At 58.2% G+C, this 13914-nt stretch carries 15 protein-coding genes; 13 read left to right on the forward strand and 2 right to left on the reverse strand.

The annotated features are described in order from the left end of the window. Window positions 1-4: 4 nt before the first annotated feature. The 5 genes from K3J57_RS14205 to K3J57_RS14225 all read left to right on the forward strand — a co-directional run bounded on the left by K3J57_RS14205 (window position 5) and on the right by K3J57_RS14225 (window position 5095). Window positions 5-1366, forward strand: a complete 1362-nt coding sequence (locus K3J57_RS14205; RefSeq protein ID WP_259785426.1) for a cbb3-type cytochrome c oxidase subunit I — start codon at window positions 5-7, stop codon at window positions 1364-1366. 141 nt (window positions 1367-1507) lie between these two features. Further along, a complete protein-coding gene (locus K3J57_RS14210) occupies window positions 1508-2317 on the forward strand; it encodes a CbbQ/NirQ/NorQ/GpvN family protein (protein ID WP_173486196.1) in 810 nt (269 codons plus the stop codon). Between the two features lie 6 nt (window positions 2318-2323). After that, window positions 2324-4276 (forward strand): nitric oxide reductase activation protein NorD, encoded by a 1953-nt coding sequence (locus tag K3J57_RS14215; protein ID WP_259773506.1) that lies wholly within the window; start codon window positions 2324-2326, stop codon window positions 4274-4276. After that, window positions 4273-4839, forward strand: coding sequence for a cytochrome c oxidase subunit 3 family protein (locus K3J57_RS14220; protein ID WP_259792660.1), 567 nt, complete (start codon window positions 4273-4275; stop codon window positions 4837-4839). The genes K3J57_RS14215 and K3J57_RS14220 overlap by 4 nt, the downstream gene beginning before the upstream one ends. A 1-nt stretch (window position 4840) precedes the next feature. Then, the gene (locus K3J57_RS14225; protein ID WP_259785428.1) at window positions 4841-5095 is read left to right on the forward strand and encodes a cytochrome C oxidase subunit IV family protein; all 255 of its coding nucleotides are present in this window, start codon (window positions 4841-4843) and stop codon (window positions 5093-5095) included. A 9-nt stretch (window positions 5096-5104) separates the two neighbouring features. On the opposite strand, the gene K3J57_RS14230 is transcribed toward K3J57_RS14225, so the two are convergent. Further along, a complete protein-coding gene (locus K3J57_RS14230; protein ID WP_173486193.1) occupies window positions 5105-5791 on the reverse strand; it encodes a Crp/Fnr family transcriptional regulator in 687 nt (228 codons plus the stop codon). 218 nt (window positions 5792-6009) lie between these two features. Here K3J57_RS14230 and K3J57_RS14235 point away from each other — a divergent pair, with 218 nt between their 5' ends. From K3J57_RS14235 to menA, 4 genes are read left to right on the forward strand one after another with little or no spacing between them, the layout of a single operon-like run. Beyond that, entirely contained in the window at window positions 6010-6168 is a 159-nt protein-coding gene (locus tag K3J57_RS14235) for a hypothetical protein (RefSeq protein ID WP_173486192.1), read from the forward strand. Window positions 6169-6170: 2 nt separating this feature from the next. Then, the gene (locus K3J57_RS14240; protein ID WP_173486191.1) at window positions 6171-6434 is read left to right on the forward strand and encodes a hypothetical protein; all 264 of its coding nucleotides are present in this window, start codon (window positions 6171-6173) and stop codon (window positions 6432-6434) included. Window positions 6435-6437: 3 nt separating this feature from the next. After that, window positions 6438-7205, forward strand: a complete 768-nt coding sequence (locus K3J57_RS14245; RefSeq protein ID WP_259785436.1) for a ubiquinone/menaquinone biosynthesis methyltransferase — start codon at window positions 6438-6440, stop codon at window positions 7203-7205. Next, a complete protein-coding gene (menA, locus tag K3J57_RS14250; RefSeq protein ID WP_259792663.1) occupies window positions 7202-8119 on the forward strand; it encodes a 1,4-dihydroxy-2-naphthoate octaprenyltransferase in 918 nt (305 codons plus the stop codon). The genes K3J57_RS14245 and menA overlap by 4 nt, the downstream gene beginning before the upstream one ends. Before the next feature lie 36 nt (window positions 8120-8155). On the opposite strand, the gene K3J57_RS14255 is transcribed toward menA, so the two are convergent. After that, window positions 8156-8617 (reverse strand): copper chaperone PCu(A)C, encoded by a 462-nt coding sequence (locus tag K3J57_RS14255; protein ID WP_173486188.1) that lies wholly within the window; start codon window positions 8615-8617, stop codon window positions 8156-8158. A gap of 184 nt (window positions 8618-8801) precedes the next feature. Here K3J57_RS14255 and nosZ point away from each other — a divergent pair, with 184 nt between their 5' ends. The 4 genes from nosZ (at window position 8802) to K3J57_RS14275 (ending at window position 13825) form a co-directional block, all read left to right on the forward strand. After that, complete coding sequence (nosZ, locus tag K3J57_RS14260) at window positions 8802-11099, forward strand: Sec-dependent nitrous-oxide reductase (RefSeq protein ID WP_259785441.1); 2298 nt, start codon at window positions 8802-8804, stop codon at window positions 11097-11099. Window positions 11100-11178: 79 nt separating this feature from the next. Next, window positions 11179-11835 carry a c-type cytochrome gene (locus K3J57_RS14265; protein WP_259796411.1) on the forward strand — a complete coding sequence of 219 codons (657 nt, stop codon included), beginning with the start codon at window positions 11179-11181 and terminating at the stop codon, window positions 11833-11835. An 18-nt stretch (window positions 11836-11853) separates the two neighbouring features. Continuing rightward, on the forward strand, window positions 11854-12576 hold the full coding sequence (locus K3J57_RS14270) for a c-type cytochrome (RefSeq protein WP_259773512.1): 723 nt from the start codon (window positions 11854-11856) through the stop codon (window positions 12574-12576). A 67-nt stretch (window positions 12577-12643) separates the two neighbouring features. Continuing rightward, window positions 12644-13825 carry a hypothetical protein gene (locus K3J57_RS14275; protein WP_259792679.1) on the forward strand — a complete coding sequence of 394 codons (1182 nt, stop codon included), beginning with the start codon at window positions 12644-12646 and terminating at the stop codon, window positions 13823-13825. Window positions 13826-13914: the final 89 nt, after the last annotated feature.

Below are 13914 nucleotides of genomic sequence, written 5' to 3' on the forward strand. Positions count from 1 at the left end.
GATCATGAAATATAAAACACAGAAAATTGCCTACTGGTATTTCCTGGCTGCGATGATTCTCTTCGCAGTGCAGGTGTCCGGCGGGCTTATCGCCGGTTGGATTTACGTTCAGCCGAATTTCCTTTCGGAAATCCTGCCATTCAACATCATTCGGATGCTGCATACCAACTCACTGGTGGTGTGGCTCTTGCTTGGGTTCTTTGGTGCGGCCTACTTCCTGATCCCGGAAGAAGCCGAGCGTGAGATCCATTCGCCGATGATTGCCTATCTGCAGCTGATCCTGCTGCTGGTTGGCACGCTGGGCGTGGTTGTGACCTATGTGTTCAACCTGTTCCACGGCAACTGGTTCCTGGGCATGGAAGGCCGCGAGTTCATCGAACAGCCGGTCTGGGTCAAGCTGGGCATCGTGGTTGCCGCGCTGATGTTCCTTTACAACGTGACCATGACGGTTCTGAAAGGTCGTAAGACCGCAATCACGAACGTGCTGCTTCTGGGCCTCTGGGGTCTGGCGCTGCTGTTCCTGTTTGCCTTCTACAACCCGCACAACCTGGCGCTGGACAAAATGTTCTGGTGGTACATCGTTCACCTGTGGGTGGAAGGTACCTGGGAACTGGTGATGGCCTCGATCCTGGCCTACCTGATGCTGAAAATGACTGGTGTTGACCGTGAGATCATTGAAAAATGGCTCTATATCATCGTGGCCACCGCCCTGTTCTCGGGTATCCTTGGCACGGGCCACCACTACTACTGGATCGGGACCCCCGGTTACTGGCAGTGGATCGGTTCGATCTTCTCGTCGCTCGAAGTCATTCCGTTCTTCGCAATGATGGCGTTCAGCTTCGTGATGGTCTGGAAAGGCAAGCGTGATCACCCGAACAAAGCCGCCCTGCTTTGGGCGCTGGGTGCCTCGACCGTGGCCTTCTTTGGCGCTGGTGTGTGGGGCTTCCTGCATACGCTGCACGGGGTGAACTACTATACCCACGGGACCCAGATCACCGCGGCCCACGGCCACCTGGCCTTCTACGGTGCCTATGTTGCGATGAACCTGGCCATCTTCACTTATGCGATGCCGATCCTGCGTGGTCGCGACCCGTATAACCAGGTGTTGAACATGGTGAGCTTCTGGCTGATGACCGGCGGCATGGCATTCATGACCTTCGTCCTGACCTTTGCTGGTACGGTTCAAACCCACCTGCAACGTGTCATGGGTGAAAACTTCATGGACGTGCAAGAAGGTCTGGGCCTGTTCTACCTCATGCGCTGGGGATCCGGTGCAGCTGTGGTGCTGGGTGCGCTCCTGTTCATCTATGCCCAACTGGCCCCGCGCCGTGAGGTGATTGAGCAAGGCACGACCGAAGAAGCCTAAGAAATCGGCTCGGCCCTTTCCCTCGACCGGAGGGGGCCGACCCTTACGCAAGCTGAAAAGCTCAAAGCGTTGTAGGATGAACAAGTTCAAGAATATCCCGGAATTTGCCCTGACACGCTTATATCTGCAAAGGACTTAGATATGTCTTCCGTTCCACAAGAAAAAACGGAAGGGGCTGACGTCCCTTTCTATGCCCCGGTCGGCTCCGAATGTGAGCTGTTCGAAACCGCATTCAAAAACGATCTCCCGGTTTTGCTGAAAGGCCCGACCGGCTGCGGTAAAACCCGATTTGTTGCCCATATGGCCGCCCGTCTGGGCCGCCCACTTTATACTGTTGCCTGTCATGATGACCTGTCGGCCGCGGACCTTGTTGGCCGCTTCCTGCTGAAAGGCGGGGAAACGGTCTGGGTTGACGGCCCCCTGACGCGCGCCGTGCGCGAAGGGGCCATCTGTTACCTTGATGAGGTGGTCGAAGCCCGCAAGGACGTGACCGTTGTCCTGCACCCACTCACGGATGACCGCCGTATTCTGCCGCTGGACAAGACCGGAGAAGAGATCGAAGCCGCCCCCGGTTTCATGCTCGTGGCAAGCTATAACCCCGGCTACCAGAACATCCTGAAAACGCTGAAACCGTCGACCCGGCAACGTTTCCTCTCACTTGATTTCGACTTCCCGCTGCCTGAGCGTGAGGTGGATATCGTGATGCGCGAGAGTGGCCTTGATGCGGATCGCACCAAAAACCTCGTGCGCCTGGCCGGCAAGCTGCGCGGCCTCAAGGGGCAGGATCTGGAAGAGGGCGTCTCGACCCGTCTGATCATCTATTGTGCCACGCTGATCATGGCAGGCACACCGATTGAACAGGCGATTGAAGCGGCCATGATTGAACCCCTGTCCGATGATCAGGACGTAAAGCAAGGCTTGCTCGACCTGGTCACGGCAATTTTCGGATAATGATCGATGCCTCACCCAGAAATCGATCTGTTCGAACCGGAAGAAACAATCGGCAAGATCTGGCATGCCTATGCCAGCCGGTTGCAGGAACCTGAGACACATGACGCTGCCACGGTCACGCTGGCCGAGGTCGAAAACCGTCTGGGGGTCTTTTTCCGTGGTCTTGGCGGCGGGCTCGCCGTCGAGATCAAAACCGCAAGCCCCATGGCCTCGGATCACCGCCTGTCGGTGAAGCGGGCGCTGGGCACCTGGCGCGAGCGTGTTGCCCGCCCCAGTTTTGATGGCGAGGCGCTGCGCCTGCCGGAGAAGATCAACGACTTCCCGGCACGTGAGGCAAATGCCGCACTATATTTCTGGCTTGCGGCCTCGGTGGCCCATGCGCCGGAACCTGTGCACGAAGAGGATGCGCTGCGGATGGATATCCTGATGCTGCGCGCCTCGGTCGATATGACCCGCGAAACCCTGCGCGACTGTCCCGGCCTCAAGGGGTTTTATGAAACCCTGATTGATGCCTGCCGGACGATGCGCCCCTCTGTCACGCTTCCGCGTTACGAAGAGGCGTTGGAGCAGGTGATTTTGCATCTTCTGGGGGGACCGGAGCCGAAAAGCAAAACCGGACGGGACCTTCTGACCCGGGTGCGTCAGCCCGATGCAGATCTGTCCGATCTCGCGGCCCCGCATGGATATCGCCCCTACCGCCCGGTGCCGCTCTGGCCTGACCTGCGCCCGCTGGCGCAACGTGGGACATCTGAGCGTCTTCCCGAAGCGGAAGAGCAGGGCAGCGGTTCTGATGCAAGCCAGGGCATGAAAAAGGCCCGCCGGTCCGAGAGTGACCTGGCCGAGCGCAAAGACAGCCTGATCCTGCACAAGTTCGAGGCCATCTTCTCATGGGTTGAGAACATGAACATGAACCGTCGTATTGAAGACGACGAGGATGACAATGCGAAACGCGCCGCGGATGATCAGGATGAACTCGCGTTGGGGCAGGTGTCGAAGAAAACCGCCACGCGGTTGAAATTCCACCTCGACCTGTCGCCGGAAGATGCCGATCGAGAGCGGATCTCGGGTGAGCATATGTATCACGAATGGGACCACCGCAAATGCTGCTATCTGCCTGATCATTGCCGGGTTCTGTCCAGCCAGGCGGATATCAGTGAGGAACCGGCCGAGTTTTCGACCGATCCCGCAGCCCAGCGTCGTATCCGCGCGGTGAAACGCCAGTTCGAGGCGCTGCGCCCGAAACGCGTGATCTTGCCGCGTCAACTGGAAGGGGATGAGCTCGATCTGGAAGCCGCGATTGCCGCGCAGGTAGAGCTGCGCGCGACCGGTCACGCCTCGGATCGGGTGTATCGTGCGGCCCGCACGCAGGACCGGGATCTGGCGATTTCGGTGCTGATTGACGTGTCGCGTTCAACCGAGGCCGCCATTGGCGACCGGTCCGTGATCGAGGTGGAGCGAGAGGCGCTTGCCGCCCTTGCCTGGGGGCTGGATGCCTGCGGTGATGATTTTGCGATCAACACCTTCTCGTCGCTGAAACGTGGCCGGGTCTATGTGCAAAGCTGCAAAGACTTTGACGACAAAATGGGCACGGTGGTGGAGCAGCGCATTGCGGGGGTAAACCCGGCCTTCTACACCCGCCTTGGGGCTGCGATGCGCCATGCGTCAAAAGGATTGGACGCACGTCCGAACACCCGCAAACTTCTGCTGGTCATCACCGATGGCAAGCCCAATGACCTTGATCATTACGAAGGGCGCCACGGGATTGAAGACAGCCGGATGGCGGTGCGCGAGGCGCGTCGCCTGGGGCAGGCGGTGCACGGTGTTGTGGTGGACCAGAAGGGCCAGGCCTGGGTGAACCGGATCTTTGGCTCCGACGGGTTTTCGATCGTGCCGGATGCCAATCGCCTGACCGCCGCCCTGCCCGAGATCTATCGGCAGATCACCGGGGGTGTGGCATGAGCCAAAACCCTGCTTCGATGCCAGTGGGGGGGGAAACCGAACATCCGCTTGAGAAACTGCCGGGGGATCTGATGATCTGGGTCCTGATTGTCAGCGAGCTTCTGGTGTTCGGGGCCGGGCTGTTGGCCTTTCTGGGCGTGCGGATCATGGATCCCGTGGGGTTTGCACAGGATCAGGATAACCTGAACCGGGTCGCAGGTGCTGTGAACACAATCGTGCTGATCAGCAGCGGGTTTTGTGCAGCGCGCGCGGTGGCCAGCCCCGATCGGATGCGCCTCTGGCTCTCTGGGGCCATGCTGCTTGGCGTGGTGTTTCTGGTGGTCAAATATCTGGAATATTCAGCAAAGGCCGCCTTGGGAATCGGAATTGAAACCAGCCAGTTCTTCACGTTTTACTATCTGCTGACCGGGTTTCACGCGATGCATGTGGTGGCGGGGCTGGTGATCTTCGCCCTTGTGATGCGCTGGCCGAATCCCCGCAACCTGGAAGGGGCCGCCATGTTCTGGCACATGGTTGATCTGGTCTGGGTGCTGTTGTTCCCGATCATTTATCTGGTGAGGTGACATGACCCATTCCGCATTGAACCGCGCTTATCTGATCTTGCTGGGCCTATCGGTTCTCACCGTGCTGCTGACCGAAATCCGCCCGCAGGCGGGGATGGGGTTTGTGGCAATGGTTCTGGCATTGTCCGGACTGAAGGCGCGGATCATCCTGCTGGATTACCTTGGCCTTCGCGGTGCCGGAAGCTGGCAGCGGGGGTTCAACGCGTTTTTGATCCTGTTCCTGCTGGTGGCGTTCGGGCTTTACCTGGCCGCATAAAGCGGTCCGTCAGGCGCGACGCCCCCGGACCGGCAGGTCTTCGTCGTCAGACACGAAGGTCTTGAGCTGCATGATCTCGTTCACCCGAACCGCTTCGCGTTGCACCTCGACCCCGTGGGCACGCAGGTTTGCAAAGGACCGGGACAGGCTTTCCGGTTTCATGCCCAACCGCTTGGCGATCAGGATCTTGTCGTAAGGCAGCACAAAGGAACACGGCCCCTCGTCCACCGGGGCCAGCGAAATCAGGAAGGTGGCCAGACGTTGCGCGCCGGTCAGCGCCTTCAGGTTCTCGATCTCCATCACCAGTTCGTGCAGGTGGCTGAAGGTCGAGCTGAGCATGGCGACCGCCAGTTCGGGTTCGGTGCGCAGGGTTTCAAATACGATGCGGGTCTCGACCTGCAACAGGACGCTGTCCTGAACCGCCTCGACCGTGACCGGGTATTTTCCACCTTTCAGTGCGATGGCTTCGCCAAAACTGTTGCCTTCGGGATAAACCGCCACGACAACTTCGTCCCCACCCGGGGTGATCCGGGTCAGTTTCACGCACCCTTTCAGAACCACATACATGTAGTTGGCCGGGTCGCCCTGCACAAACAGTGTGTTGCCGCGCGGACAGGATGTCTTGTGGCACTTCTTCAAAAGGCCCTGCAACATATCGTCCGGCACATTCGCGAACAGCACGGATCGCTTGGTCATTTTGAGTTCGGCTTGGCTGAGCAAAAACTTGCCTCCTGGCGGGTTGGGTCAAAACGTCTCACCTGGCACTAACTACAACTTAGCTTATTTTCTCCGCTTTGACGAAGATCAAGCCGTATTTTTCGGTCGTTGGGTAAACTGCAGGGAAATTATGACGGAGGAAAGTCATGAAATTCGCGCGAACACCCCTTGTTTTTTTGGCCCTTTCAGGACCGGCAATGGCGCACCATGATAAAACCCCCCTGCGTGAAGCGGTGATTGATGGTCACTCGCATGCTGTGGGTGGGGCAACCATTTGGCTTGCGGCGGCGGTTGTGGCCATGGTTGTGGCGCTCTACGCCGTGCAGAAAGTGGTTTTCCGCAAGCGCGAGGAGTGATCATGGAAAGCTCTGGAAACGGAGACGGCCGCTGGCCGGTCTGGCTGCTATCGCTGGTCAGCTATCCGTTCATGGTGGGAGCCGTGGCAACCAATGTCTTTTTTGCCAGCCTGATCGGTCAATCCGCAGGTTGGGAAACCGTTATCGCACCAATCCCGTCGATCCTGATTTCACTTGTGCTGGGTATCCCTGCAGCCTGGATCACGGGCCGCTGGTTCCGCGCGAAAATTGACGAGGCCGAAGGCTATTCCGACGACGAGGGCTGACCCATGAGCATCGCCAAGAAAGCGCGGGCTCAAAGCCTGGATGAGTTGCGTAAAACCTTCGGTGATCAAGAGGTTGCGGAAGAGGGGCGGCGCGATGCGGTGACCTCTCTTTTTGATCGAATCGCCCCGCGATACGATCTGATGAATGACCTGATGAGCTTTGGCACCCATCGGATGTGGAAAGCTGTGATGGTGCGCGTGGCGCTGCGCAAACTTGCCGGGATAAGCGGGCCCTTGGTCGATTTGGCGGGGGGCACCGGGGATATTGCAATCGCGATCAAAAACGCCTCGCCCGATCGCGAAGTGATCGTGGCCGATGCCAGTTCCGGAATGCTTGAACAGGCCCGTGCGCGGGCTGGGGACCGGCTGGGATATCTGCATGCGCCAGCCGAGAATCTGCCATTCGAAGGTCATTCCATAGCAGGCATCACCCTGGCATTCGGGTTGCGCAATATGACCCATCCCCGTCAGGCCCTGGAAGAATGCGCCCGCGTGTTACAGCCGGGTGGCAGTCTGGTGCTGCTGGAGTTTTCCAAACCGGCCGGATGGTTCGCCCCGCTTTATGGCATCCATTCCCGTTACGTCATTCCCGCCCTTGGCAGTCTGGTGGCACGCGACAAAGGTGCGTATTCCTATCTTGTTGAATCGATCCGCCGCTTTCCGGAAGGGGGGGCGATCACCCGTGAGCTGCAGGCGGCAGGTTTTGCGGTTACCGAATTGCGCTCGTTCATGTTTGGCGTGGCGCGCATGCATGTGGCAGAGGTGAGATGAGCAGCGTTTCCCCCATTGCAGACCCTGTTGTCGCGCGGCTTCAGACCCTGCCGCGTCCGCTTTTATGGGTCATCGCTGCGCGGGTGAAAACCCTGAGCCTGTCTTTGGTGCCGGTCCTGGCCGGAAGCTGGATGGCGGCCGGTTCCGGGGCCTGGCGCCCGGATGTGGCGCTGGCCGCCGGTGGGGCGTCCGCGGCGATCCAGATCGGAACCAATCTGTGGAATGATGCAGCCGACGCGGCAAGCGGTGTGGATGGACCCAATCGTCTGGGGCCGCCGAGATTGACGTCGATGGGTCTGCTGGAGGCCGCGCAGGTGCGCCGGGCTGCGGCCGGCGCTTTCGGGATCGCCGGGCTGCTCGGGCTTTACCTCGCGCTATTAGGGGGCTGGCCGATTGTGGTGATCGGTGTGATGTCGCTTGCGCTGGGCTTTTTCTACTCGATGGGCCCGCGCCCCTTGTCCGGCACCCCGTTGGGAGAGCTGTTGGTGGTGGCCTTCTTTGGCGTTGTTGCTGTGGCAGGGACCACCTATCTGCATGGTCAGCCAGTCACGGGGGACGTGCTGTTTCTGGGGGCGGTGGTTGGGCTTCCCGCTGCGGCGATCTTGCTGATCAATAATCATCGGGATCGCGAAACAGATTACCTTGCCGGACGGCGGACACTGGCGATTCTGATCGGACCGGCCCTGTCGCGCGCGACTTATGTGGTGCTCTTGGCGTTTACCGTGCTCGGCGCGTTTGCCTTTGCCCCCTGCGCGATTGTGCTTGTGCCGGTGGTGGTGTTGGCCGGGATCTTGTCATTTCTGATGATGAAAACGCCGGTGTCTTCGGCTTTGAACCGGTTGATTCCCGGCACCGCCCTGTTTCAGCTTCTGGTGCTGCTGGCGGCTGTCGCGGGGCGGGTCTTTTGCGGATAATCCCGCCCGCGCGTGGCGCTCAGAGAACTGGTCCGGTCATTGTGCCATCATCGCGCCGGGACCTTTGATCGGCAGTTTGACCACGACATCCCCAGCCGTTTCGAAACTCAGGGTCGCTTCCAGCATCTCTCCTTCCACCAGTTGACCGTTCAGGTCGATACACATCAGGTGAAAGCTGCCCGGTTCAAGCTTGACCGACCCGCCGGCGGGCACGTCGATTGCTTCGACCTGACGCATACGCATGACGCCATTGTCGTGAATATGGGTGTGCAGCTCCGGGCGGTTGCAGGAGGGAGAGGTGAAGGCAATCAGGCGATCAGCCGCTCCTTTTGAGGTGATGGTCATGAACCCCACCCCGGCCTTGGCCATCTTGGGAGAGGCGCGGCTGAAACCGCCAGAAATCTCCAGATTATCGGTGGCAACATCTTCGGCAAAAACAGGGGGTGCAATCACAAAGCACGCCGCAACAGAGGCGGCGATCAGCGAGCGGAAATCCATTGGAAACGGTCCTTTGTTTCACGGGTAAAGTATACCCAATCGTATTCGCATTTCATTTTTTATTCTTAACATTTATCAAGGTGGACCTCGCGGGTTCGTGATCAAAAGGCGGTGGACCGGTCACCGGGCATCGGTCCAGGCGTGCCGACTACACGCGCTCACTGCCCGGACATGAGGACGCAAAATGATCAGCAATATTCGCAAGCGCTTTGGCGCCACAGCGAGCGTCGTCACCCTGGGACTTGCAATGGGGACCAATGCGGTCACCGCTGAGTCTCTGGACGAGGTGATGGAACGCCGCGGTCTTTCACAAAAAGACCTGTTGGCCGCCGCAAAAACATATACGCCGACCGGGGGGCGCGACGAGTTTATCGTATTTTCCTCGGGTGGTCAGTCCGGTCAGGTGATGGTTTATGGTGTTCCGTCGATGCGTATTCTCAAATACGTATCCGTGTTCACCCCGGAACCCTGGCAAGGCTATGGATTTGACGAAGAATCGAAAGCCATTCTGGAATCCGGCAAGATTGATGGCCGCGAAATTCACTGGGGTGATACCCACCACCCGGCCATTACCGAAACCAACGGTGATGTGGACGGGGAATACCTGTTCATCAACGACAAATCCGCCCCGCGTGTGGGCGTGATTTCGCTGCATGACTTTGAAACCCAGCAGATTGTTGTGAACCCGATCCTGCAATCCGAGCATGGTGGTACTTTCGTGACCCCGAACTCGGAATATGTGATCGAGGCTGCACAATATCCGGGCGTATTGGGCCGTGGTTTCGCACCGCTGTCCGAATTCAACGAAAAATTCCGCGGTGCTGTCACCTATTGGAAGTTTGACCGCGAAGCTGGCCGCATCGACGAAGGCAAATCCTTCTCGATCGAACTGCCGCCCTACTCGCAAGACTTGTCGGATGCCGGTAAAGGTGTTTCCGACGGTTGGTCCTTCACCAACTCGTTCTGTGCGGAACGTTATGTGGGTGGTATCGAAAGCGGCCGTCCGCCGTTCGAAGCAGGCTGTTCGCAGGCTGACACCGACTATCTGCACATCATCAACTGGAAGAAAGCCGAAGAGGTTTACAAATCCGGTAACGTGACCATGATCAACGATCACCCGGTCATTTCGATGCAAACCGCCATCGACGAAGGTCTGGTCTTCCTGGTTGCTGAACCGAAATCGCCGCACGGTGTGGACGTGTCGCCAAACGGTGAATACATCATCGTTGGTGGTAAGCTCGACACCCAGGGTTCGGTTTACTCCTTCTCGAAAATCAAAGCAGCGATCGACGCCAAGAAATTCTCGGGCACCGATCCCTATGGCATCCCTGTGATCGCCATGGAAGACGCTATTCACGTACAGGTTCCGCTGGGTCTGGGTCCGCTTCACACCCAGTATGACAGCAAGGAATGTGTGGTTTACACCTCGCTTTACGTGGACAGCCAAGTTGCGAAATGGGACTACTGTGAAGGTAAAGTCCTCGACAAGATTTCGATCCACTACAACATCGGCCACCTTGTGGCGATGGAAGGTGAGACGGTTAACCCGAAAGGTAAATACCTGATCTCGCTGAACAAGCTGGCCATTGACCGGTTCAACCCGGTTGGTCCTCTGCACCCGCAGAACCACCAGCTGATCGACATCTCGGGCGATAAGATGGAACTGCTTTACGATATGCCGGTGCCGCTGGGTGAACCCCACTACGCAACCGCCATTTCGGCCGAGAAGCTGAAACCGCTGGTCCGCTATCGCTACGGCACCAACTCCCGCACCGGCGGCAAGCACGAAGGTGCAGTTCGTCCGGGTCAGGAACGTATCGAGCGTGACGGCACCAACGTGAAGGTCTACATGACCGCCATTCGCTCGCACTTCACTCCGGAAATCATCGAAGTGAACGAAGGCGACACGGTTGAGTTCATCATCACCAACTCGGAACGTGCCGAAGACGAAACCCACGGTTTCTCGGTTTCGACCTTCGACGTGAACCTCTCGCTGGAGCCGGGTAAAACCGCAACCGCGAAGATCCACGCTGACAAACCGGGTGTGTTCTCCTTCTACTGCACCGAGTTCTGCTCGGCCCTGCACCTCGAAATGCAAGGCTATCTGGTTGTGAAACCGGAAGGCTTCGTGGAAGAGAATGCTGAACTGACGGAAGGCACCACCTACGGTCAGGCCGATTACGACAAGCAGTTTGCCGTGAACATGGAAACCCAAGCCGTCATCGACAGCGTGGTTGCCTATATCACCGGCCGCAACTTCAAGGACTTCCCGGAAGTTGTCTCGCTTGTGGAAGACGCCACCGACCAGCTGGGCTTTGCCGCTGAAGCACAGGCCAAAGCCGAAGAGCTGGCCAAAGCTGAAGACTGGCAGAACGCGACCCTCTGGGCCGGCCAGTGGTGGCAGTATCAGGTGAAAGCCGCTGACATCGGTCTGCGTGCGAAAAACTTCCTGGACGAAAACGGTGCTGTGAAGGTCGAGTGATCTTTACCCCATGACAGGCAAGGGGGCGGCGTTCTGCGCCGCCCCCATTCCCCCGAAACCAATATCAGGATAGACCGTTATGCGCGCTCTTATTTCCGCATTCATCCTTGGCATCGCCGGGACCATGGCCGCCCCTGCACTGGCGCAGGACGATGCCCTTAAAGCCGGTAAACGGGTCTATATGACCAAGACATGCCTGGCCTGCCATGGCCGCAACGGTGCCAAACCGATCATGTCTTACCCAGCCCTGGCTGGCCAAAACGAAAAATACCTGATCTCGCAGCTTGAGATCATCAAAGAGGGTGGTCGTGTTGGCACGGTCGACGAAGCCACCGGGCACCCTTACATCCAGGGCATGGCTGATATCATGCACCTTCTCGACAAGAAAGATATCAAGGCGGTCGCCAAATATCTGGCTGCCCAGGACCCGGCTGCCCCCGAAGTTCTGGATCCCGCACCGGATGAGGCAACCCTGGAAGAAGGGGCTGCGGCCTACAAACGTCTGGGCTGCAAATCCTGCCATGGCAAGGATGGCACCAAGGCCTCGAACAAGGCCTATCCGATCATTGCCGCTTTGGATCGTGATTATCTGGTGCGCCAGATGACCGAGATGCGCGACAAGGTGCGCACCTCTGGCAAATCCAAACTGATGTTCGGCGTGATCAAACGTGCCTCGGACGAAGATATCGCGGCAATCGCAACCTGGCTCAGCCAGAATGAACGCCCAAGCAAATAACCTGAAAGGAAGCGCGACATGAAAAAGGCAGTAACAGCAATTTTCGCCGCCGCCCTGGCGCTGGGCGCCTCGGCAGCCATGGCGGATAAAAGCCATACTCCGGCAGATGGCTGGAACCAGGGGGGCGGCGAACAGGACGAAGCCCTGGGTCTGGAGCCCGATCTGGAAAACGGTCTTTATGTGTATGAGGTCTGCTCGGCCTGTCACCAGCTCAATGGCTGGGGTCTGACCGACGGGACCTTCCCGCAGATCTCGGGTCAGCACCCGAACGTGATCATCAAGCAGCTCGCTGACATTCGCGCGCTGAACCGTGACAACCCGACCATGTACCCGTTTGCCCTGCCGCAGGAAATTGGCGGATCGCAGTCGATTGCAGACGTGGCGGCCTATATCTCGAAACTGCCGATGAACCCGAACCCGGGCGTGGGCGCAGGGGATGATCTGGAGCACGGTGAGAAGCTTTACAAAGAAAACTGTGTGAAGTGTCACGGCGACAATGGCGAAGGTTCGAACGAGAAGTTCTATCCCGCTATCTACGGTCAGCACTACAACTATCTTGTGCGCCAGTATGAATGGATCCGCGATGGCAAACGCCGCAACGCGAACCCGGATATGGTGAAACAGATCGAATGGATGACGGAACGCGATACCAAGGCCGTTCTGGACTATGTCAGCCGTCTGAAGCCGCCTGCAGAGATGGTTGGTGATCCTGACTGGGTCAACCCGGACTTTGACTGGTAAGTAAAACGGACGGGCGGCCAAGCGGTCGCCCGAACCTTCCTGAAGATATGCCAAAAGGCACGCACCGATGACCAACACCCAAAAAGACCGCCGTGGTATTGTCTACCGCGTGCTTACCGTTCTCGCCGTCGCTTTGATTGGCGCGTCTTTTTTCTCGCCCGGTTGGTGGGTTTCGCTGACCGCCCCGAACTATCCAGAAGCCACCTTCCCGCAGGGGATCCGTATTCTGTTCCACATGGATTCGGTGCAAAACGGATGTGAAATCCGTGACAGTCAGGAGGTGCGCGAAACCGAAGCGCTGGATTGTGTGCATGAGATGGACACGATCAACCACTATGTCGGCATGTATCCGATTGCCTCGGGTGGTCCGGTTGAAAAAGCATTCTCACCCTTCCTGTTCACCATGCTTGGTGTGATGGCCCTGACCTTTGCGGCCCCCGGTCGCATTCCACGCATGGTGGTTGCCGTCGGCGGGTTTGGGGCAGTGGCCGCCTGGATGACACTCGCTATGTATGGTGAGAACGGCATACGGCTGACGACAACCAATTATCTTGATGGGATGGTGGTCTCGCTTGGTCAGGATGCCAGCGACAGCACGTCTTCATCGCATTTGCCACCCATCGTGCAGATGCTGAAAGAATCGCTTGAGGAAAGCGAACGGGACGAGGCGCAGGCGATTACCGAAGGGGATGAGCGCGAGCTTTTGATTGCCACGCTGAAATATGCCTATGAGACCGAGCAGAAGAAAATCCCCTCTTACAAGCGTGAAGAGTGGAATGGGTCGATCATGCAGGTGTTCAAGTGGCATTACGCAAAATCCCTGGCCCGCTGGTTCAACGAACCTGAACGCAATGATCCCCTGGTGCGCACCATGGATGGTGTGGCCCAAATCCTTTATGCTGCTGTCATGGCTTTCATGGCCCTGATGGTGTTGGCAGCCTGGTCGGTGCGGTCCATTTTCCACTGGATCCTGATCATTGCGCCGATGGTATTGCCGGTAGGGTTCCTGGCGGAATATGCTGGATGGCTCTGGTGGTATGGTCACAGCCTGAATGAAATGGGGGCGTTCACCCTGAAGCCCTTCATGCCTACCGTGTTCGGGGATGGTAAAGTGGCCCAGTTCACCACCCATTCCTATCCTGCCACCGGGTTCTTCCTGATGCTGGGTGCCTCTGCCTTGTTGTTGCTGGCGGCCCTGATCCGGTTGAAGCAGGTGCGTCTGGCCGGACCGGGCGCTGCGAAGATGTAACCTTAATAAGGATAAGAGCAATGCCACGTATCCGTTCCCAAAGGCGTTTCGGCTCTCAATCCGCTCAGCATAAGACCGAAGCGCCGGTA

It is taken from the genome of Aliiroseovarius crassostreae (assembly GCF_025137635.1).
GTDB classification, from domain to species: Bacteria; Pseudomonadota; Alphaproteobacteria; order Rhodobacterales; family Rhodobacteraceae; genus Aliiroseovarius; species Aliiroseovarius crassostreae.